The sequence below is a fragment of the Polyangium sp. y55x31 genome (genome assembly GCF_029946505.1).
GTDB lineage: Bacteria > Myxococcota_A > Polyangia > Polyangiales > Polyangiaceae > Polyangium.
Genome location: NZ_JARZHG010000040.1, coordinates 12441 through 34674, shown reverse-complemented (window position 1 = coordinate 34674; position 22234 = coordinate 12441). Strand labels below are relative to the sequence as shown.

The window sequence follows — 22234 nt, the reverse complement described above, 5'->3', positions numbered from 1 at the left end:
GCTCAGCTCGTGATCCCCCAGGCCTGCGCGATCTCGCGCGTCTCCACGTGCTCGGGGATCACGATGAACGTCCGTCGCGCGTCCGGATCCGCGATCGTCGCGGTGCGACGATCGATCTCCTGCAGCGCCTCCGCGAGCACCATGCGCGCCTCGTCCACCTGACCCGCGGCATCGAGCGCGCGCGCCAGGATGAGCCGCACGAGCCCCTCGCCTTCTTCGAGCGCGCCCACCTCCGCGAGCAGCTTGCGCGAGGCGCGCGCGTTCGTGAGCGCCTCCTCCACGTTGCCCACGGCGAGCAGCACCCGCGCGAGCGTCGCGTGTCCGTGGCAGAGGTACGGCGGCGCGACCGCGAGCCGATCCACCGCGCGCCGCGCCTCGGCCTCCGCCTCCGCGAGGTCGCCCATCATCAGGTGGATCGTCGCGAGCTCGTCGCGCCCCACGCCTTCGAGCCGGCGATCGCCGTGCGCCGCGAACTCCGCGACGGCCTGCTCTTCGAGCGTCTTCGCCTCTTCGAGCCGGCCCATCCGCGCGAGCGCATACCCGAGGTCACGTTGCGCCGAGGAGACGATGTGCTTCGCGCCCATGCGCTCGGCGTCCACGATCGCCGGCACGAGCGCCTTCTCCGCGCCGACCCAGTCGCCGACTTCGAGGCACGAGGCGCCGTAGTTGGCGCGCTGCAGGCACGCGTTCCGCACGTCGCCGGCCTTCTCGAACCCCTCGGCCGAGAGCGCGAAGTACCGCGCGGAGGCGCCCGTCTCGCCGACGAACGGCGCGCGGAACGCCCGCGCGCGCTCGAGCCAGCCGCGGGCGAGCGGCTTCTGCGAGTCGCCCCCGAGCCGCTCGAGCTCCTTGAACAGCGACTCCGCGAGCTCGTTCTTGCCGAGCAGGAGCGCCGACGTCGAGGTGCGCGAGAGCGCCGCGATGTGGCCGTCGCTCGCCGGCGCCTCCTGCATGCACGCGACCGTGAGCAGCGCGTCGCCGAGGACCTCGACGCGCTCGACGCTGCCGAGCTTGCCGAACACGCTCGCCATCTCGCCGACCGCGAAGAGCCACGGATCGCTGCCCGCGGGCAGGATGTGGATCGCCTCGAGGCCTCGCTCCTCGGCCTCCGTGAACTTGCCTTGCCAGCGGTACGCCTCGGCCTGGCGCAGCCGCAGACGACCGAGCTCCTCGCCTTGCGCGCCGCAGGTGATCGCCCGCTCGCTCCGCTCGATCACGGCCTCGAAGTCGCTGCCTTCGAGCGCCGTCTCCGCCGCGCGCCCGTACCACGAGGCCGCGCGGATCAGATCACCGCCGCGCTCGTGGTGCTGCGCGAGCACCATCGCCTCGGTCTCGCCCACCGATTCGAGCCACGCGGCCGCGAGGCGATGGCCGAGCATGCGATCGGCGTCCGTGAGCGTCGCGTACGCCGCCTCGCGCACGAGCGCGTTGCGGAACGCGTGATCCTCCTGATCGAGGAACCTGCGCGAGGTCCGGCGCAGGACGAGCTCGCGCTCGACGAGCGTGCCGAGGGCATCACGCACCGACGCCTCTTTTCTCTCGCCGCCGATGAGCGCGGCCACGCCGGCCGGCCAGAACACGTCGCCGAACACGCTGGCGGCGCGGAGGATGCGGCGCTCGACGGGCTCGAGCTCTTCGAGGCGCGCTTGCACCATCGCGAGCACCGTGCCGGGCAGCGCGTCGCCGCGGCCCGAGGCCACCGCGCGCACGATCTCTTCGAGGTAAAACGGATTGCCCGCCGCGCGCTCGATGATGCGCGCCGTGAGCTCGGACGTCACGCTGCTGCCGAGCCAGACCTTGCAGAGCTGCTCGCTCGCGCGCCGGCCGAGCTCGCCGAGGCGCACCTCCTGCATGCCGCGCTCCTCCCAGAGGCGCGGGAAGACCCGCGAGATCTCCGTGCGCGCGAGCGCGAGCACGCAGAGCGGCTTCTCCCGCGCGTGCCGCAGCGCCGCGTCGATGAGCCGCACCGTCGGCAGATCGCCGAAATGCAGATCGTCGAGCAGAAGCAGCACGGGCTTCGTCGTGCACTCGGCGAAGAGCCAGTCCTCGAACGCGCGGCGCATCTGATCGCCCATCAGCATCGCGTCCGCGCGTGCCGCGGCGAGCAGGTGGCTCCTCTCCGCGGGCAAACGCAGGCCGAGGATCTCGCCGAGGAAGACGGTCACGCGCACGACGTCCTCGGCGGGGACACACGACGAGACCCGCGCGAGGAGTTTTTCCTCCTGCACGGCCGCGAGCGCGCCGACCTCGATGCCCGCGGCGGCGCGGACGATCTGCGCGAGCATGCCGAACGTCGAGCCCGCGGCCATGGGATCGCCGCGCGCGACCCACACTTCGAGATCGTGCCCGGCCGCGTCGAGCCTGCGCAGCACCTCCGTCGCGACGCGCGACTTGCCCACGCCCGCGGGCCCCGTCACGAGCGAGACGCGCGCGATCGGCTCCGCGATGCTCTCCTCCATGATCGCGACGAGCGTGCTGATCTCGCGCTCGCGCCCCACGCACGGGCTCGGCTTGCCGAGCAGCGTGCGCGCCGCGTCGGCGCGATCCCGCACGGCTTCGAGCACACGCGCGCCATCCTCTTCCCGCACGTCGAAGCGCGCGTCGAGCAGGCCCGCCGTCACCTCGTCGACGAACACCCGCCCCTCCATGCGCACGCCGTCACGGCGCGCCGCCGAGAGCGTACGCGCGGCCGACTCCGCGGCCTCGCCGACCGGGAGCTGCTGCGCCACGAGGCCACGCCCCGTCGCCACCGCGATCGGAACACCCGGCAGAAGCTCGCGCATCGCCATCGCGGCGCGCGCGGCCCGCGCCGCGAGATCGATCGCGGCCGCGGCGCCCGTGAACACCGCGAGCAGCGATCCATCGACGAGCCGCTCGAGCTTGCCGCCGTACGCCGCTGCGGCGCCGTTCAGATCGTCGAGCGTGCCCGCGGTCGCGCTGACCCCGTCGCCGTTCAAGCTCGGCAGGCTGCGCCGCATGATGGCCTCGGCCATCATCCCCGGCGTCAGCGTCACGTCCGTCTCGGTGGAGTCTCCGTCCGCGATCGTCTTCGAGAACGTGCTCGTCGCGAGCACGACGCAGAGGAGCTGCTGCTCGCGCACCGTGATCGCCGGCCGGCTCATCACGGACGAGTGCACGAGCTCGCTCGACGGCGGCCCGCCGGGCAGAGGGCCGAGCGCGTCGAGTGCGGCGACGACCATCGATCCGTCGCGCGGTCTGCCCAAGGGATCCTTGCAGAGCATCGACGAGACCAGGAGATCGAGCGCGGCCGGCGTCTCGCTGCGGATCGTGCGCACGCGCGGCGGCTCCTCGAACAGGATGCGCGAGAGCGTGGCCATGAGCTGCTCCGAGGCGAACGCGGCCCTGCCGGTCAAACACTCGAAGAGCATCGCGCCGAGGGAGAACACGTCCGCGCGCGCGTCGACGTCCTTGCGCCCTTGTGCTTGCTCGGGCGCCATGTACCCGGGTGTCCCGAGCAGCGTCCCCGTGCGTGTCGCGAGCGTCCGGCCGTATCCGAGGCGCGCGATGCCGAAGTCGAGGAGCTTCGCCTCGTCGACGTCGCCGCGCGGCAGGAACACGTTGCTCGGCTTCACGTCGCGATGAACGATCCCGCGCGCGTGCGCGGCGCCGAGCGCGTCGGCCACGCGCCGCGCGAGCCGGATCGCCTCGTCGAGAGGCAGGCGGCCGCGCGCGAGGCGATCGGAGAGGTCCTCGCCTTCGAGCCACTCCATGACGAGGAACAGCTCTCCTTCGGGCAGCGATCCGTGCGACACGTACCGGACGATGCCTGGATGCCGGAGCTCGGCGAGGAGCACGGCTTCGGCCGAGAAGCGCTCCATCTCGCGAACGTTGCGTCCGCCGAGGACCTTGACCGCGACCACGGCGCCCGTCTCCAGATCGCGCGCGCGGTAGATCGTGGCCATCCCGCCCGAAATCGTGTGATCTTCGAGCTCGAAGCGCGCGGCAACCCGCATCCCTGGCTTCAACATCGCCCCGGAATTCTATCCGGGCGGATGCGCGATCATCCAAGTCATTTCGCGGCCCTTCGCGCCGCCTCTGGATCGACCCGGGCGGCTCTTGGTCAGGGCCGACACCTTGACAAAAGGCCCGCGACGGCGCGCCTGCCCCCCTTGCTCGCGCACCTTCCGGCGGCGCATAGTGCGTGCGCGCATGGGCCATTATCTCATCGGTGACGAGGATTTCGAGTACCGGAGCTTCGCGACGTTCCCGCTCCTCGAGCACGTCCTCGGGGTCGGGCGGATGTTCTGCGCGCCGCGCTTCGAGCTCGTCGACGAGGAGGGCGAACCTCTCGACGACGAGGACGCGTTCCTCGCGGAGCTCGGCGAATCCGCGCCGGAGCTCTTTTTGCCGTACGGCGAGGACCTCGTCACCCTGCCCTCCACCGCGGACCTCGACCTCGTCCTCGGCCACTTGCTCGCGCGGCTGCGCCAAGCGGACGAACACATCCGCGCGCTCCGCGGAGGCCTCGCAGGCGCGCGCGTGCGTTGGTCCCTCCCCTTCGTCTGGGAGCTGCGCAAAGAAGAGTGGGGCGCGCTGCTCGCGACGATCCAGGCGGCGCTGCCCGAGGGGACATCGCTCTCGCTCGAATTTTTGCAGGCAGAGGAGACGGACGAGCTTCTGGATCGGATCTTCGATCGGGACACGCGTCTCGGGCAGCTCGGGGCCGCGCTTTCGGAGACACACGGCTTCGGGCTCGCGGCGCTGGCGTTCGCGGTCGCGCACGACATGCCGGCGTTCACGGTCGAGGACGAGCCGGTGTTTTACGAGTTCGACGAGGGCGGCGAGGCGCGGCGGTTCATGAACCGTCTCGAATCGACGGTGCTCGCGGCGCCGGAAACGACGCGGATCGAGCAGATCACCGTGTATGCAGATTCAGCGCTGCAAGCGCTGGAAGAGGAGCGGGTCGCGGACGCGCTCGCGGACGCGCGGCAAGCGCGGTCGTGGACGTGGGGCGTCCGGGACGCGGCGGCAATCGCGGCGGCATACCGAGCGAGCGCGACGGCGTGGCTCGAAGCGGGCGCGCTGGATCGCGCGATCACGGACGCGTCGTGGGCGATTTACCTGGAGGCGGACGCGGACGCGTTCGATACGCGCGGGATCGCGCGGCACCTCGCGGGGGACGTGGAGGGGGCGATCGCCGATTACACGGCGTCGCTGGAGCTCGCGCCCGAGGCGGCGCGGGTGCTGTCGAATCGAGCGGAGGCCCATTTCGATCAGGGCAACGACGCGGAATGCCTTGCGGATGCGGAGCGATCGATTGCGCTGGATCCCGAATACGCGACGGGGTTCGTGTGGCGAGGGCGGGCGCTTTTGCGGATGGGGCGCGCGGACGAGGCGAGAGCGGACGCGGAGCGAGGGGCGGAGCTGGGGGATGCGGCGCTGCTCGAGGAGCTTCAGGCTCGGTAGTCAGCGCTTCTTGGGGAAACGTTACTCCCCGGGCTTCCGCACGAAGGCGCGGAGGGCTTCGATCTTTCCTTTGAGATTCGCTTCCGCGTCGGATTTCACAGGCAGCCTCGCGACGAGATCCATGGCTTGCTGGGCAGAGTCCTTCGCCCCCTCCACGTCGTCCTTCTCCAGGAGCAGGGCGCGCTTCAGGTGCAACTGGGCCAGCCGCCAGCCAAGCTTGAGGTTGGTCGGCGTTCGCTCGAACTGACTCGTCAGCCTGGAGAGAGCGTATCGGCGAACGCGGTCCACCGGCCCCGAATACTTCGCCTGAAACGAGAGCGCCAAGCCGAGATCGAAGTAATAGCGGTCGAGTACGTTTCGCCAAGGGGCACGCATCTCGCCATAGGACTCCAGCTTCCCGGCAAGACCTGCGAGGGCGACCAGCGTTTGGGTTGCGGCTTTCCTCTCCTTTTTGCGGAGTTGCACCTCGCCCAACATCGCGGCGTTTCGCAGGTGCTCGAACTGCCATCGTGGGTCTTCCCGATGGCGGGACGAACACGCCTCGATGATCACCGCCGCCTTCCGGAGCGTACTCTCCGCCAAATCGAGATTCTTCTGTTTCGCGAACAGCGCGGCCAGCCTGATGTAGGCGTCCATCAGATCGGTCTGCAGTTCCGGCAGCATGTCGACCACGGACTCCGTCGAAAATGCTTCGACATAGGACTCCAACGCCTCGATGGCTGCGTCAGGCTCACCCATGTGAATGAGCAGCCCGGCCCTTGCCTTGGCGATTTGCGTGTTCAGGATCGCGAACTTGAACTCGTCATCCGGTTCGAGTGCAGTCTCGGACTCGAGATGCCCAAGGGCCTCTGACCAGAGAGCGAGCGCCCCGTTCGCATCGTGGGCATGGGTGATCCGAATATGCGCCAGAACATCGCACGCCTGCGCACGCGGGAACACGTACGCATCCGATTCGACTTCGGCATTGACTTCGAGCCTCGACAAGAGATCACGCGCGTGCCGCTCTGCTTCGTCGTAACGCTCCGTATTGAAGAGGCTGATCATCGCGCTGATCTCCGCATTGATCCAGTCCTCCTTGGTTGCCAGCCCTTGGTGCCTCGTGAGCCGAGCGAGCCTCGCGAGCGCAAGCTCGGGATCCACCTCGTCCGCGGAGACCATCGACGCCAACGAAAAGGGGGACTGCCATTCCGGAAGCTCGCTGGAGGCTGCCTTCGGATCCTCTCCCGGCTCGACGATGAACGCCCTGATCGAGAACATATCCGGGGCCATCTCCCGCAGAAGACGCTTGAGAGACGATCGCCCCTCCACGACGATCCCCCCGTCGAGACGCTTGCGATAAGCTTCCCGGCGCTCGTTCATCGCCATGAGCATTTGCGTGGCGCCGGCATTCCAGGCGTCCACGAGCCCCTGCACCCCGTCCGCGAGGATCCAATGCACCCCCGGGCTGTCGCCACGGGCCAGGTCCACCGCAAGCTTGACGAGCCCCTCCGGCTCCGGCTCATGAAGCACGAACGCCCGGCCATGCTCCTTGCACCACGCCTCCGCCGCCGCCCGAATCCGCGCACGCGGGCGCGGATCGTCCCCCACGACCAATCCGAACCAGAACCCGGTCTGGTTCTCCAGGTGGAAAAGGAGACGCTCGCGCGCCTCCTCCTCTTCCGGGCTCATGGGGCACGCACGACGTCCCGCACGAGCGGGTGAACGTCGTACCAGAAGTCGTCGTTCATGTAACAGAGCACGAGTCCCGAATCGAGGAACCGCAGGAGATACTCCTGCTCGTCGGTATTGATCTCCCGGACGTCCCGCGACTCGGCGATACGACGCAGAACGCCGATCTCGTCCTTGTAGAGCGGCATGTAGGCGCGCCGCGCGATGTTCACGATCTTCTCGGCCGCTTCGGGGCTCACGCCCTTCCCCGCGAGGTGGATCGCCTCGATGAGCATATTGAGGAGATCGCGCAGGTGTCCGCCCGAGGCGAGGATGAGTTTTTCGAGCGCCGGCTGGTCCGGGAGGAGCCGGCGCCAATCACCGCGCTTGCTTACCAGCGAGACCATCCGATCCACCACCGCCGTACGTTCCCCGGCGCGGTTCGCGACACGATACGCCGGCCAGGCCTGGACGGCGCCATTGACGAATTGCGCCGCGAGGTTGTCCCCCTGGAGCACCAGGAACGCGGGCACGCTCATCACCATGTGCGTGTTCGGCAAACCGATATGGGTCGCGTGCGTGAGGAAAAGCTCCTCCACGCTGCGGCGGACGTCCTCGGCTTTCTCGAAGGTCCCGCGAAGGTGTTCGAGGGAGTCGAGGATGACGACGAGCTTCACCGCTTTGCGCGCACGCGTCGCGAGGGCTTTCAGCACGTTGGCGTGGTGTACCCGTACCTGCTCGACGAGTTCGGCGAGGCGGCCGGCGAATGCCTTGCGGACCCGTTCGCGAAAGGAGGGATCGCTCCGGAACGCGAGCTTCAAGTCCCCCACCGGCGTCTTGACCGTGGACTCCCGGGCCTCGACCCCACCGGGAATGAGATCACGTGCTCGCTCCCAAAAACCTTTTTCCAGGCCCTCGTTCACGCCGAGCAACCTCTCGTCCGTGAGCCTATCGCTGATCGCGCCCGCCATGATCAGCAGGAAGTCACGGATATCGATCGCCGAGTGCATGTCGAGGTACTCGTCGAGGTCGACCCGGATCACGAGATACCCGTGCTCCCACAGGTCCCTTTCCAGGCGCGAAAACTCGGTCGTTTTGCCCGTCCCGCGAAAACCCGCGACGAGCTGGACACTCTCGTTCTCGCTGAACTCGATGTTATCGAACAGGCGCTTGACCGGATCGTGATCGTCGTCGTGCAGCGGCTCGTAGAGCTTGCGGTCCGCCTCGTCGAGCAGATCGAGCGGGCGATCGCGCAGCGCCTGGAAGAGCGCTTTCTGCACGGAACGAAGGTCGGGCTGTTCCATGATCCGTGCGCGAACGCTAGCGGGTCGATCCAAGGACGTCCACCTTCCGAGGCCACCTCGACTCGCTCGCCTGCGCCCCACGCCGCCCCTGACGACAACCCCCGATCCGCTCCCCCGCGCCGTCGCTCGTCCCCGCCCCCTGCCCCGACTCGCTCACTTACGCGGTCGACCGCCCCCTCCCCCTGCCCCGCCCCGCTCGCTCACGCGGTCGACGGCGCCTGCCCCCTGCCCCAACGCGCTCCCCATCCCGTCGACCGCACCCCAACATCACCCCCGGTCGACCAAGCACGCCGTCGACCTCATCTTCCGGTGTCCGTCCCACACACTTCGCTTACACTCCCGCCCCATGTTGACCCTCACTTCCGTCAAGCTCGGCCTCCGGGACCTGCTCGACAAGCGCCGACCGGACCTCATCCAGTCGAAGGCCGGCGCTTATTACGAGCCTCAAATCGAAGAGCAGATCGCCGCAATCGAAGCGCTCCCGCCCGCGCTCACCGGCGGCGCGCCCCACGCGGCGACGCTGGATGCGCTCAACGACACACACGACGGATTCGGCGCCGCCATTTATTTCACGACCGAGGTGTATCTGCGATTGCCCGGCGCGAGCCCCCAGACCGTCGCCGCCGCCGAGCGGATCCGCGCCGCATTCATCCCCCAGATGGCCGAGCTCGGCGCGTCCTATGCCGTCCAGGCCGAGCGCGCCCTCGAACGAAAACCCCTGCTCGCCTCGATGAAAGCCGACCTCGAACGTTTCCCCCTCGCGGACGGCGGCACGTTGCTCGAAGCAGCCAAAGGTTTCCTCGAAGCCGGCGAGCAGATCCATCTCACGCTCAGCGATCGCGCCGACGTGCCCAAAGCAGCCCGAAAACAGGCCGCTCAGCTCCGCTCGTCAGCCGTCGGATTGCTCGGGCGCCTGCGAGACGATCTGGTCCGCGAGATCAAGAAAAACCCGGCGCTGCCCCGGGACCTCGAAGCAAAGGTGTTCGGATACATCGACACGCTCGAGGCGATGCAGCCGACCGGAAAGGCCCCGACGCCTGGAGCCATCTCCGACGGCTGACGTCACCGCCCCGGCAAAAGCGCCCGCCCGTGCCGCGTGACCACCTTCTGGATCACCGCGAGCGCATCCTCCGCGGAGAACGGCTTTTCCAGCACCGGCCGCCCCGACTCCGCGAGGAATCGCTCCACGTCGGCGCCGAAGCCGACGCCCGTCATGAATACGAAACGCTTCGCGACCTCGGGTTTGTCTGCGGCGACCTTCTCGTAAAACGCCTCGCCGCTCATGCCGGGCATCCGGAGATCGCAGAGGATCACGTCGAACCGCTGCCCCGAAATCGCCTCCAGCGCGCCCTGCGCCCCGCCCGCCACGGAGACCTCGTGCACCCGGCCGATCTCCTCCGCGAGCGCGCGCGCGAGCGGCGCCTCGTCCTCCACCACGAGCACACGCACGCCGCTCTTGATCGAGCGCGGCGGCGTCGAGGGCATCGGCGGGATCGACGAGTCGCCCCTCCCCGCGGCAGGTAAAACGATCACGAAACGCGCGCCGCGCGGCGGATCTTCGCCTTCGATCGGGCTCTCGACGTAGATGCGGCCGCCGCTGCGCTCGATGATCTCGCGGCTGATCGAGAGCCCGAGCCCCGTGCCCGCGCCGGGCTCCTTCGTGGTGAAGAACGGATCCCAGATGCGATCGAGGATCTCCGGCGAGATCCCCACGCCCGTATCCCGCACGTCGATCTCCACCGTGCGTGGATCCTCGCTGCGCGTCGTGACCGTGACCGCAGGCTCGCCGGGCGCGTTGCGCGGGATCGCCTGCGCCGCGTTGACGAGCAGGTTCACGAGCACCTGCCCGAGCCGGCCTTCGTCGATGATGACGGGCGGCACGTCGCCGAGATCGCGGACGATCCGCGCGCGCTCGATGATCTGGCCGCGCGTGAGCGAGAGGGCGCTCTCGACCGTGCGGTTCACGTCGACCGCGATGCGGCGCGTGCCGGCCGGCGCGCGGGCGAACATGCGGAGGTCGCGGACGATGTCGACGATGCGGCGCGTGGAGTCGCGCAGCTCGCCGAGCATGTGGCGCACCTGCTCGGAGACGGTGGGGCCGAGATCGACGCCGGGGCCGTCGAGCATGCGGGCCATCATGTCGAGGCCGAGCAGGATGAACGCGGCGGGGTTGTTGATCTCGTGCGCGACGCCGGCGGCGAGCGTGCCCAGCGTGGAGAGGCGATCGGCCTGGATGAGGCGCGTGCGCGCGGCGTGCTCGACGCTCACGTCCATGAAGAGGCCCTCGATCGCGACGACTTCGCCGCCCTTGCCGACGAGCGGGTAGATCGTGCCGCGCGCCGTGATCGCATGCGCGCCGCGACGCGCGAGGCGAGCCTCGTACGGCGAGGAGCGCATGCCCGCGCGGGCCCGGAGGACGGCCTCGTCGTACGCGGCCGCGCCCTCCTGATCGACGTGCACCCCGCACAAAAATCCCGGCGTCGCGAGCGCCTCGTCGAGCGGGACGCCGAGAAGACGCTCGGCGCAGTGGTTCAGGTACACGAGCTCGAGCGTCCTCGGATCGAGCCGGAAGATCACGAGCGGGGCGTTGTCGAGCAGCGTGCGATGCTGCTCTTCGAGCTCGCGGATACGCGCGAGGTGCGCGACCACCTCGCGCTCGCTCGCCTCCCACGCCGAGAGATCACGCAAAAGCGCGTGGCATGCGACGAGCGGATCGTCCTCCACGGCCGTGATCGTCGCGGCCACGGGCAAACGTCGGGCTTGCCCTTCGGGCGTGCGCGCGACGAGCACGAGGCGCGCGTCGGGCTGCGGCAAACCCACGGCCGGATCGGGCTCGGGATCGAGGAGGGATCCGATCTTCCGGCCGATGAGCTCGTCGCGCGTATGGCCCGTGAGCGCGAGCGCGGCGCCGTTCGCGTCGGTCACGCGGCCGCTCCGATCCCAGGCGATCATCGCGTCCCCGGAGGTGTCGAGGATCATCGCGAGCCTTCGCTCCCGCGCGGATCGGAGCGAACGCTCGATGCTCGCGCCGATGATGTCCCCGATCTCCTCGATGATGTCGACGGGCGCATGGCGCGCGGCGCCCGGCTCCGCGAAGGTCACGGAGAATGAGGCGAGCACGCGCTTGCCGTCCGGCGAGCGCACGGGCACGGCCACGTAGGACCGGTAGCCGACCTCGCCGACCGAACGCTCGATCTCGTTGCCGAGGCGCGTGTCGTCGCAGATGTACGGACGAACCTCGACGTAGATGCGCTGGTAGAAGCTCGGATCGAAGGGGATGCGGGCGCCGAAGCGGACGGTGCCGGGCAGGTTCGGATCGGCGTTGTCGGTGTAGAAGCGCTGGTAGCCCTCGTCGTCCGGCATGAGCACGGCGACGGAGGCGAACTCGATGTGCGCCGCGAGCGCGCGCGAAAGGTCCTCGAACGCCGCCGGCGCGAGCAAGCTCGGGTGACGAGCCGCCACGCGCAGCACGGCGTTGAGGACGACGAGTTTGTCCAGATCGGGCACCGATCCCTCCCTCATGGAAGCGCGCCCCCGGCCTTCGTGGCCTCGGGGACGGCCGGCGCGGCTGCGCCCGTGCAACGAGCATACAGGCTCGCCGCGGCCTCGCGGCGCGCGCGTGGAACGTCTTTCCGCGCGACGTACGCGAGCGTCATCCGCTCGGCGGTGGGACGGTCCTCGAGCGCGCAGGCCGTGACCAGGCGCAGGCGCTCGGTCTCGGCCGCGACCCGGCCAATCGCGAGGCGGCGCCCGAGCGCACGATCGAGCCGCCACGCGGCCTCCGCAAAGTCGCCGCTGCCCACGTACCCGCGCGCGAGGAGGTAGTCGGGCAAACCGTCGTCCGGCGAGCTCGCGGCCCAGGCGCCGAGCTCCTCCGCGGCGCGCACCTTGTCGGGCCCGCGGCCCTTCGTGCCCACGAGCAGCGCGACGATCGCGTCCTTGCTGCGCGGGTTCTGGGTGGCTTCGAGCTTCACGTCGAGGGTGCGGAGCTGATCCTCTTCGACGGTGCGGGACATGACCTCGCGATAATGCACCATCGCGCGCTCGTGATCGCCCTCCGCGAGCGCGAGGTCGCCGAGCTCCTCCAGCGCGCGGTCCCGGACGTGACGCGGAAAGCGCGCGTCGTCGGCGATCGCCTGGAGCTCGGCCTTGCCGGCGTCGGGTTTGCCCAGGCGAACGAGGGCGCGGGCGATGGAGACGCGCGCGCCGCTCTCGCCGGGATCGAGCGCGAGGGCCTCGCGGAGCGCCTCGATCACGCCCTCGTCGTCGCCGCGGGCCTTCTCTTCCTCGGCGCGCTTGCGGCAGGCGTCGACCACATGCGGGCATCGCCGGCCGAAGATCCCGGGCCGCTCGAAGCGCGCGCGCGCCTGGGCCGCGGCGGCCTCGGGGAGCACCACGCGATCGAGATCTTCGTGGAACGCCCGTTCGAGATCGTCCCAGCTCGCGCCCGTGATCTCCGGCAGCGACCCGCCGCCGTACCACGCGCGCACCGCCGCCGCGCCGTAACGTTCCTTGACGAACCCCACGAACGCGCCGCTCGCCGTGTACGCGACGCTGGAGTTTTCCCCGAGAAACCCGAGCGCGAAGAGGCGCGAGAGCTTGGGCAGCTTGCCGAGGTCCTTCATGGCCTTGGCCCACTCGCGGGCCGAGAGCGCGCCCTCGTGCGGCGAGGTCGCGACGGCGATGCCCTCGATGAGGCCGGGGTTCGGCAAGAGGCCGCCGAAGCTGCCGGCGATGCGGAAAGGCCCGCGGCCGAAGGATCCAGCCATCACGTGCGCGATCTCGTGGCCGAGCACGGGGTGCGGGTAGCCGTTCTGCTGGACGTAGACCTCGTTTCGCCAGGGCTTGGCGATGTACGTGTCGGCCGCGCCCATGAGCGCGCCTTTTTGCGTGGGATCGGCGAAGAGGTACGCGGTGATCTTCGCGGGCCCCTTCGTCTCCAGCCACGCCTCCTGCGCGACGACGTGCGCCGTGCAATCGCGCGCGAAGCGGAGCGCGTCCTCGCGGGGCATGCCGCGCGGGTAGACGACATCGCAACGCTCGCTCTCGACCCTGCCGCCGAGCGTCTCGGCGATGCTCGCGGGCGTGTGCCAGTGCCCGAGGCGGTGACCGAAAAACGTCATCCCGAGGCTCGCCGCGGCCGCGAACACGCCGAGCACGATCGCGCTCGGCCGGCTGATCGAGCGGCGCGCGAGCTTGCCGTCGTCCGTGCGCACGAGGTGCGACGCGAGCACGGCGCCCGCGAGCAGCGTCGCGGCCGATCCGACGCGGTATGCGTGGAGGCCCGACGCATCGATGACCGTGTCGTAGAGGCTGCCGCTGAAGTAGCCGACGAACGGGTCGTACGCGAACACCATCGGGCTCGTGTAGAAGCGGACGAGCGAGACGACCACGGACCCGAGCGGCGCCGCGAGCGCGAGCAGCACCGCCGCGAGACGCCTTCGCTTCACGCGCCCCGCGATCTCGCCCGCCGCCGCGCCCCACGCGCCCGCGAGCAGCGCGCCGACGCCGGGGCCGAGGGCGAACAGGACCGAGCCGGAGAGCGGATCACAAAACCCCGCGCGCAGGCCGTGGACGATCGTGACGAGCCACGCGACGCCCGCGAGGAGCGCGCCCCGCGCGAGCCCCGAGGCGAACGCGTCGAACGGCGCCGTCCGTGCCTTGCTCGTCTCGAGCGCCGTCGTGATCGCCGCGACGCTCGGCACGACGAGGCCCGCGGCGAGCGCGCTCTCGTAGCCGGGCCCGTCGAACAGCGGCAAGAAGCCGATCGCGCCCACGAGCAGCACGACCGCCCCGATCCCGATCGAGGACGGCCGTGCGCTCAGCAATTCTTTGATGTGGCGTTTCACGCCTGCGGCGGCGGCGGCGTGCTCAGGGACGTTTGTCGCGGGGGTTCGAGCACGAGCGGGAGGATCTCATCCATCGCGTGGACGAGCGTCACCTTGACCTCGTCGAGGATGTCCTGCGGCACGTCTTCGAGGTCCTTGCGGTTCTTCGCCGGGATGATGACGTGCTTGATGCCGGCGCGGTGCGCGGCGAGCAGCTTCTCCTTCACGCCGCCCACGCTCATGATGCGGCCGCGCAGCGAGATCTCGCCCGTCATCGCGACGTCCGAGCGCACCGGGCAGCCGAGCAGGAGCGAGCAGACCGCGGTGAACATCGTCACGCCCGCGCTCGGACCGTCCTTCGGCGTGCCGTGCTTCGGGATGTGCACGTGCAGGTCGATGTTCTTCAGCCACTCGGGATCGAGGTGCAGCTCGCCGGCCTTGCTGCGGACGAAGGAGACGGCCGTGGTGGCGGACTCCTGCATCACGTTCTTCATGTTGCCGGTCAGCACGACGTTGCCCTTGCCGGGCATCTTCGTGGCCTCGATGAAGAGGATCTCGCCACCCGTCGGCGTCCACGCGAGGCCCGTGGCGACACCCGGTTCGAGGTTGCGCTCCGCGATCTCGGGGCGGTGCTTGTGCGGGCCGAGGACCTTCTCCACGTGCTCGGGCGAGACGACCTCGAGCACCGCGTTGCCCTCGGCGAGCTTGACCGCCGTGGCCCGACAAACCGCCGCGATCTCTCGTTCGAGTCCGCGCACGCCGGCCTCGCGCGTGTAGTGGTCGATGAGCGTCGCGATGCCGGGCTCGGTGAACTCGAGCCGCTCGTCCGTGAGGCCGTGCGCCGAGAGCTGCTTCGGCACGAGGAACTCGCGCGCGATGCCGAGTTTGTCCGTGCGCGTGTAGCCCGGGACCTCGATGACCTCCATGCGGTCGAAGAGCGCAGGCGGGATCGTGTCGCGGTTGTTCGCCGTGGCCAGGAACATCACCTGCGACAGGTCGAACGGCATGTCGAGGTAATGGTCCTGGAACGTCGAGTTCTGCTCCGGATCGAGCACCTCGAGCAGCGCCGCCGCCGGATCACCGCGCAGATCGACGCCCATCTTGTCGACCTCGTCGAGCACGAGCACCGGGTTCTTCGTGCCGGCCTTCTTCAAGGCCTGCAGGATGCGGCCCGGCAAGGCGCCGACGTACGTGCGGCGATGGCCGCGGATCTCGGCCTCGTCGCGCACGCCGCCGAGCGCGATGCGCTCGTACTGGCGGCCCATCGCGCGGGCGATCGAGCGGCCGAGCGAGGTCTTGCCGACGCCGGGCGGACCGATGAAGAGCAGGATCGGGCCCTTCTTGTCGGCCCGGAGCTGCCGGATCGCGGCGTACTCGACGATGCGCTTCTTCACCTTCTCGAGGCCCATGTGGTCCTCGTCGAGGCAACGGCGCACCTCCTGCACGCTGATGCGATCGACCGTCGTCTTCGACCACGGCAGATCCGCGATCCACTCGACGTACGTCCGCGTGACGTTGTACTCGGCCGACTGCTGCGCCATCGAGCGCATGCGGCCGAGCTGCTTTTTCACGACCTTCTCGACCTCGGGCGGCACCTTCGCGCGGCGGACGCGCTCGCGCAGCTCCTCGATCTCGTCGTCCTCGCCCGCCTCGCCGAGCTCCTCGCGGATGCTCTTCATCTGCTGGCGCAGGATGTACTCGCGCTGGCTCTTGCCCATCTCCTCCTGGACCATGGAGGAGATCTCCTTCTTCACGCGCAGCACCTCGAGCTGACGGCCGACCATCGCGAGCACGAGCCGCACGCGGGCCTTCACGTCGAAGGCTTCGAGGATCTCCTGCTTGTCGGCGACGGAGGCCTGCGCCTGCGGGAAGTTCGAGGCGATGAGGTCGGCGAGCGCGCCGGGCTCGCGGACGTTGTCGAGGATGCCCGCCGTGTCGCGCGGCAGGTTCGGCATGAGCTGCAGGACCTCGCGCGTCGCCTCGCGCAGGCCCGTGCCGAGCGCGTCGAGCTCGACATCACGGACGAGCGACTCGGGGATGCGCTCGATCTTCGCGCGCATGTACGGCTCGAGCGCGACGATGTTCTTCACGCGGAACCGGCCGAGCCCGTTCAGGACGACCGAGTAGTTGCTCGGTCCGAGGCGGATCACCTTCACGACACGCGCGATGGTTCCGACCGTGTAGAGCTCCTTGAACGTGGGCTCGTCGATCTCGGGCGAACGCTGGCTGATCACGCCGACCAGGGCCCGCTCGCGGCCGAGGAGGTCCTCGACGAGCCGGACGCTGCGAGGACGTCCGACGTTGATCGGGACCACCGACATCGGAAACAAAACGGAGTTCCGCAGCGGGAGGATCGGGACGCTATCCTCACCCGAGGAAGAGGGCGGTCGAGAGGGGGGCGCGCCGTTCGAGGCCATACGCGCGACACCCTAGTACATTTTTTGCGGACCTGCTCGTAACGCGCAGGTCCGATGCGGGTCGCGTCAGAAGTCGCGAATTTTCCAGAGCCCGTGCTCACGGATCAGAGCGACCGTGCCGCCGGCGCCGTAGGACATCGAAGCGCTGTCCCCGGTCTCCTCGATGACGGCCGTCGGCAGCGCCGTGCGGATGGCCTGGACAATCCGGTTGATCTGGTCCTTCTGCGGGCCTTCCCAGGCCGCGCGGAGCTTTTCCGCTGTGAGCTCCGTGCCGGTCGTCTTCGCCGCCGCGGCGTCGGGCTTTCCGGCCGGCGCGTTCTCGGCGGGCGCCGCGGGCGCGGGTTCCTCGCCGAGCGTGATGCCTTCTTTCTCCGCGTCGGGGACGTAGCGGAGGATGACGTCGTACCGCTTGCGCTCGAAGGCTCGCAAAAAGCCCGCGAGCGCCTGGCGCGGCGTGGCCTGGCTGTAGAGGTCGATCGCGGCGGCGTCGATGCGCCATTTGCCATCCTCGTACACGAGGAGAAGCTCGTCGCCGTTCGGCAGGCTCACGGTGGCCGTGACGAGCGGATCACTCGCGGGGCGCGAGACGGCGCGGGCGATCTCGATGACCTCGTCCGGGCTCTCCTTCACCGCGCGGCGGAACGCTTCGAGGGACATCGAGCGCTTGGCGTCGTCGGAGAGGAGGCGATAGGCGTCGTCGACGCGGCCTTCTTCGAGCGCGCGTGCGTAGGCGCGGAGCGTGTCGCTGGGCCCTTGCTGGACGAGGGTGCTCGGGCTGCAGGCGGCGCCGAGGAGCGCGAAGGCGACGAGCCAGGCGGAGAGCTTCACGAGGCGGGCATAACACATCTGCGGACGAAAGGAGCTAGGATGCCCGCCATGCCGCGTGTTGCTCGTGCCGAACGAGTCACCCACGAGACCCGCATCGCCGTCGAGATCGATCTGGACGGGACCGGAAAAAGCCGCATCTCGACGCCGCTGCCGTTCCTCTCGCACATGCTCGATCAGATCGCCCGGCACGGGCTCTTCGACCTGACCGTCGAGGCGCAGGGCGACGTGGAGATCGATGGGCATCACACGACCGAGGATCTCGGGATCGTGCTCGGCTCGGCCGTCGCGCAGGCGCTCGGGGACAAGGCCGGGATCACTCGGTACGGCGAGGCGACGCTGCCGATGGACGAGGCGCTCGTGACGTGCGCGCTCGATCTCTCGGGTCGAGCGTATTTCGTGTTTCGCGTGCCGCTCCCGAAGGCGAAGGTCGGGACGTTCGACGTGGAGCTCGTGCCGGTGTTTTTCGAGGCGTTCGCCCGGTCGGCGCAGTGCAACTTGCACCTCAAAATGCACGAGGGCGAGAACCTGCATCACATCATCGAGATCAGCTTCAAGGCCTTCGCCAAGGCGCTGATGCGCGCGACGCGGATCGATCCACGCGTGGCCGGGGTCCCGTCGACGAAGGGGAGCCTCTAGCCATGGCGTGCGTCGTGGTCGTGGATCTCGGGATGGGGAACCTGCGCAGCGTGGAGCGGGCGATCACGCGCGCGGCGGAAGATCGCGGGCTGGCGAGCGAGGTCGTGCGCAGCGGGCGGCCCGAGGACGTGCTCGGCGCGGACAAGATCGTGGTGCCCGGGCAAGGCGCATTCCGCGATTGCGCGGCGGCGCTCGCGGGCGAGCTCGGAGAGGCGCTGCGGGAGGCGGTTCGTCGGGGAACACCTTATCTCGGCATTTGCCTGGGGCTACAAGCGCTGTTCGAGACGAGCGAGGAGGCGCCGGGGGCCGCGGGGCTCGCCGTGTTTCGCGGCGCGGTGCGGAGGCTCGATCCGGGCGCGGGCGCGGACGTGGTGAAGATCCCGCACATCGGGTGGAATCGGCTGGACATGAAGCGCGCGCCCGAAGGCGCGCTCGCCGCCTGGGGATCGGAGGCGCCGCACGTGTACTTCGTGCACAGCTATCACGCGGTGCCGGAGGATCCGTCGATCGTGGTGGCGACCGTGACGCACGGGCCAAACGTGGTCACGGCGGCGGTCGCGCGGGACAACGTGACGGCCGTGCAATTCCACCCCGAAAAGAGCCAGGGCGCAGGGCTCGCGCTGCTCGGGGCGTTCGTCGCGGCGTAACGATTACCCCTCGAAGAGCATTGCCGTGAGGCGCGGATAGAGCCTCCGGACGCCGGGAATGCTCGCGGCCATGGCCGAGAGCACGTCCCAGTGATCGCGGTGGTAGACGACGACGCCGCTCTCCGAGCGGAACTCGCTCACGCCCGGGGCCGTGATCGTGAGGCCGAGGCGGCTCTCGATCGTCGCGGTCCACGAGAGCATGAAATGGGGCTCGTCACCGACGAGCGCGAGGTCGTCGAAGCGCATTTCCCGGAGGCGCTTGAAGAGGTTCTCGTTGATGCGGAGGAAGCGGTCCTTGCCCGTGACGTCGTTGAAGGGGTCGACGAAGCGGACGTCGGGCGCGTAGATCGCGTCGAGGTCCACGAGGACCTTCTCGCGGCGGATGTGGTAGGTGGCGAAGAGCGTGAGGATGCGCTCGGGCAGCGTGGGCATGCTGCCCGTTTTAGCACTCATGCGATGATTTCGGTGAGCAAGCCCTTGGGCAGCTCGGGGTCGCCGAAATCGTCGAGCGGGCCTCCCGCGGCGTTCTTGCAGCCGAGGGCCGCGCCGATCGTGCTGAGGAGGCGGCCGTTGTGCACGCCGTTCACGTCGACGTACTGGCCCGTCTTCAGGTAGCCGTTCGCGCCGCCCACGAGGACGTACGGGACGTCGTTGTACGAGTGGTACTTGTTCGCAAGATCGTTCAGCCAGACCGCGACGCCGAAATCGAGGAGCGATCCGGAGCCGAAATCGTAGGCCGCGAGTTTGTCGAGCAGGTACCGGAAGAGCCGCGCGTGGATGCGGTCGATCTCGTGGTGGAGCAGGTACGCGCCCTCGATCGGCGGGCCCTCGGAGCCGTCGCTGTCGATGCGGTGCGAGATCTTGTGGAAGCTCTTCTGACGGACGCCGTTGATGTAGTACTCGGTGCTGTCGTTGCCGTCGCCGATCTGGATCGTCGCGGCGCGCGTCGTGCCGCACGCCATCGCGAGCGCGATGATATCCATCTGCATCCGCGCGACCTTCTCCAGGTTGTCGTTCGCGCGCGCGTCCGGGCTCATCGCCTCCATCGCCGCGACCTCTTCCGTCGTGAGCGCGCACTGGAGCCCGACCTCGAGGTCCCGGATCGACTGGAAATGAAGCTCCAATCGATCGCGGTCGGCCTTGCCGAGATCGCTGCGCGTCATCAGCGATTGCATCTGCTCGCGCACGAGATCGTTCACGCTCTTGCGTTGCGCGGCGAGCCTCTTCAGGACCTCGGGGTCGAGGTTCGAGAGGCCGAACAGCGCCTTGTAGGCGTTGATCGGGTTGTGCTCGGCCGCGCGGATGACCTTCGCGTCGCGGTACGAGAGCACCTCGTTGATGTAGCCGGCCTTCTTGCCCGCATAAAGCGTGAGAGGCTCGACGCCGGCGGCATTGAGCTCGCGCGCGATGCGGTTGTCGATCGACTCGCCCATCGCCAGCGACTCGTTGCCGACCGGATCCGTGGAGACCTTCTGCGCCGTGAGGCACTGGTTGCCGCCGCCGGAGTGGCCGCAGCCGTTGCCCGGGAACGCGAAGTTGATGCCCTTCACCAGGAGGAGGCGCGAGGCGTACGCGCTGAGCTCGCTGACCGCGCGATCACTCTCGGCGTTCATCGAGTCGGTCGTGAGCGCGCCGGTCTGGCTCGGCCAGAACATCTCCGGCTCGTCGTCCGTCTTCTGCACGACGCCGTTCGCCTGGCGCATGAAGATCGCGAACGGAGGCACGTCGCCTGGGCCGGCCTCGGCCTTGCGCGGCGAGAAGCTCTCCAGGAACGGGAGCGCGAGGGAGACGCCGAAGAGACCTCGAAGAAAATGACGGCGATTCATGGCGCGACCTCCACGGGGCGGCGGGTCGAGAAGGCGTCGGAGGAGATGAGCTCGAGCAGGAGATCCTTGACGGACATGCCGGTGCGCGAGGCCTCGCCGAGCTTCGTGATGAGCACGTTGTCCTCGACCTCGGCGTCCCTGCCGTAAGCGAACTCGAGCCAGTTCTTCGCGAAGCACTCGTTCGCCTCGCGGCTCTCCGCGAGCATCTGGCTCCACTCGATGGCGTCGTTGAACGTCGCCATTCCGCCGCCGAGCGGATACGCGTCCGCGGCGTTGACCGGGAAGCCGTTGTCCTCGGCCCGGTAGCGGCCGATCGCGTCGTAGTTCTCGAACGCGAAGCCGGCCGGGTTGATGAGCGTGCCGTGGCACGAGGCGCCGCACGTGCCCTTGCCGGTGTGGCCGGCGACGATCTCGCGCGTCGTCTTGCCCTCCACGGGCGGGAGCGGCGGGACGTTGTTCGGCGGCGGCGGCAAACGCGCGCAGAGGACACGCAGGTTCACGAAGACGCCGCGGTGGATCGGATCGGAGGCGCGGGCCGTGCCGTTCGCCGCGAGGAAGCCGGCGCGCGTGAGGATGCCGCTGCGTTTCTCCGCGTCGAGCTCGACCTTGCCGAACTCGGCGCCGTTCGGCGCGGCGACGTCGTAGATGGGCGCGAGCCTGTCGTTCAAGAACGCGGTGCGCGACGTGAGCAGCTCGTGGAAGCCGCCTTCTTGCTCGAAGACCACGTCCTCGACGAAGAGCTCGGCCTCGCGAATGAGGTCCTGGCCCACCTCGGGGACGAACTCGGGGAAGACGGCCGGATCCTTGTAGAGATCGCCGAACTTCCTCCAGTCGAAGAGCTGGCTGTGGAACGAGAGGATGACCTCGCGCGCCTGCGGATCGGCGAGCATACGCTCGGCGTGGGCGCGCAGGCCCTCCTTCGTGTCGAGCTCGCCCGTCGCGGCGGCCTCGAAGAGGACGTCGTCCGGCATCGTGTTCCAGAGGAGGTACGAGAGCCTCGACGCAAGCTCGTACGGGCCGAGCGGGATGAGGCCATCGGTGCGCGGCTTGCGCGTGCCCTCGACGCGATAGATGAAATGCGGCGACTGGAAGAAGGCCGAGAGGACGTGCTCGACGCCGGCGAGGAAGGGATCGCCGTCGATCAAAGACGGGGCCTCGTTGAAGAGCGCGACGTGTGTGTCGATCTCTTGCGCCGTGAGGGGCCGACGGTACGCGCGTTTGCCGACGCTCTCGATGAAAGCGCGGGCGCGGGCCTCATTCCCTTGTCCCTCGTCGGCCGGCACGAGCGCCGCGACCTTCGCGGGATCCGCGACGATCAGGGCCGCGAGCTCCTCGGCGGCGCGCTGATAATCGGCCCACAGGTTGGGCGTGACGGAAAGAACGGCCTCGTTGTTGTCGAAGACGCCGCCGAGCGGGTCTCCGGTGAACGACGCCGAAAATCCGGGACGCTCTTCGAGGCGCAATACATCACGCACCGAGTTTTCCCATTGCGCATGGGTCAAGCGCGGGAAGGCGCTGCGCTCGGGTATCGATTGAACGGCTGCTTGATCATCCGACGAGCCGCCGATCGTCCCGACGCACGCGGGCACGAGACAAGCGAGGACGATCGCTCCGGCGCGTAGGAGCGTCGGAATGCGGCGCATGACGGAGGAAGGGGCGCTCAAAGTCTCCATG

The 22234-nt window shown here is 69.1% G+C and carries 14 protein-coding genes; 4 read left to right on the top strand and 10 right to left on the bottom strand.

Annotated features, from left to right (window positions below; genetic code table 11):
* Positions 1-2: 2 nt before the first annotated feature.
* The gene (locus tag QHF84_RS41300; RefSeq protein WP_281319089.1) at positions 3-3989 is read right to left on the bottom strand and encodes a protein kinase; all 3987 of its coding nucleotides are present in this window, start codon (positions 3987-3989) and stop codon (positions 3-5) included.
* 181 nt (positions 3990-4170) lie between these two features.
* Here QHF84_RS41300 and QHF84_RS41295 point away from each other — a divergent pair, with 181 nt between their 5' ends.
* Positions 4171-5427: a hypothetical protein gene (locus QHF84_RS41295; protein ID WP_281319088.1), complete on the top strand. Its 1257-nt coding sequence runs from the start codon at positions 4171-4173 to the stop codon at positions 5425-5427.
* A 21-nt stretch (positions 5428-5448) separates the two neighbouring features.
* On the opposite strand, the gene QHF84_RS41290 is transcribed toward QHF84_RS41295, so the two are convergent.
* Both QHF84_RS41290 and QHF84_RS41285 read right to left on the bottom strand, forming a co-directional pair.
* Entirely contained in the window at positions 5449-7095 is a 1647-nt protein-coding gene (locus QHF84_RS41290; protein WP_281319087.1) for a hypothetical protein, read from the bottom strand.
* Complete coding sequence (locus tag QHF84_RS41285; protein WP_281319086.1) at positions 7092-8378, bottom strand: hypothetical protein; 1287 nt, start codon at positions 8376-8378, stop codon at positions 7092-7094. Before QHF84_RS41285 ends, QHF84_RS41290 begins: the two co-directional genes overlap by 4 nt.
* 346 nt (positions 8379-8724) lie before the next feature.
* Between QHF84_RS41285 and QHF84_RS41280 the strand changes: the two genes are divergently transcribed.
* Positions 8725-9438 (top strand): hypothetical protein, encoded by a 714-nt coding sequence (locus tag QHF84_RS41280; RefSeq protein WP_281319085.1) that lies wholly within the window; start codon positions 8725-8727, stop codon positions 9436-9438.
* A gap of 2 nt (positions 9439-9440) precedes the next feature.
* On the opposite strand, the gene QHF84_RS41275 is transcribed toward QHF84_RS41280, so the two are convergent.
* The 4 genes from QHF84_RS41275 to QHF84_RS41260 all read right to left on the bottom strand — a co-directional run bounded on the left by QHF84_RS41275 (position 9441) and on the right by QHF84_RS41260 (position 17451).
* Positions 9441-11885, bottom strand: coding sequence for an ATP-binding protein (locus tag QHF84_RS41275; protein ID WP_281319084.1), 2445 nt, complete (start codon positions 11883-11885; stop codon positions 9441-9443).
* An 11-nt stretch (positions 11886-11896) separates the two neighbouring features.
* A complete protein-coding gene (locus tag QHF84_RS41270) occupies positions 11897-14227 on the bottom strand; it encodes a hypothetical protein (protein WP_281319083.1) in 2331 nt (776 codons plus the stop codon).
* Positions 14224-16623 carry an endopeptidase La gene (lon, locus tag QHF84_RS41265; RefSeq protein ID WP_281319082.1) on the bottom strand — a complete coding sequence of 800 codons (2400 nt, stop codon included), beginning with the start codon at positions 16621-16623 and terminating at the stop codon, positions 14224-14226. Before lon ends, QHF84_RS41270 begins: the two co-directional genes overlap by 4 nt.
* Before the next feature lie 66 nt (positions 16624-16689).
* Positions 16690-17451 (bottom strand): hypothetical protein, encoded by a 762-nt coding sequence (locus QHF84_RS41260; RefSeq protein ID WP_281319081.1) that lies wholly within the window; start codon positions 17449-17451, stop codon positions 16690-16692.
* 48 nt (positions 17452-17499) lie between these two features.
* Between QHF84_RS41260 and hisB the strand changes: the two genes are divergently transcribed.
* Together hisB and hisH are read left to right on the top strand one after the other, a co-directional pair.
* Entirely contained in the window at positions 17500-18087 is a 588-nt protein-coding gene (gene hisB, locus QHF84_RS41255; protein ID WP_281319080.1) for an imidazoleglycerol-phosphate dehydratase HisB, read from the top strand.
* 2 nt (positions 18088-18089) lie between these two features.
* The gene (gene hisH / locus QHF84_RS41250; protein ID WP_281319079.1) at positions 18090-18734 is read left to right on the top strand and encodes an imidazole glycerol phosphate synthase subunit HisH; all 645 of its coding nucleotides are present in this window, start codon (positions 18090-18092) and stop codon (positions 18732-18734) included.
* Between the two features lie 3 nt (positions 18735-18737).
* On the opposite strand, the gene QHF84_RS41245 is transcribed toward hisH, so the two are convergent.
* From QHF84_RS41245 to QHF84_RS41235, 3 genes are read right to left on the bottom strand one after another with little or no spacing between them, the layout of a single operon-like run.
* Positions 18738-19187 carry a nuclear transport factor 2 family protein gene (locus tag QHF84_RS41245; RefSeq protein WP_281319078.1) on the bottom strand — a complete coding sequence of 150 codons (450 nt, stop codon included), beginning with the start codon at positions 19185-19187 and terminating at the stop codon, positions 18738-18740.
* The gene (locus QHF84_RS41240) at positions 19184-20560 is read right to left on the bottom strand and encodes a DUF1552 domain-containing protein (protein ID WP_281319077.1); all 1377 of its coding nucleotides are present in this window, start codon (positions 20558-20560) and stop codon (positions 19184-19186) included. Before QHF84_RS41240 ends, QHF84_RS41245 begins: the two co-directional genes overlap by 4 nt.
* Positions 20557-22233: a DUF1592 domain-containing protein gene (locus QHF84_RS41235; RefSeq protein ID WP_281319076.1), complete on the bottom strand. Its 1677-nt coding sequence runs from the start codon at positions 22231-22233 to the stop codon at positions 20557-20559. Before QHF84_RS41235 ends, QHF84_RS41240 begins: the two co-directional genes overlap by 4 nt.
* Between the last annotated feature and the right edge of the window lies 1 nt (position 22234).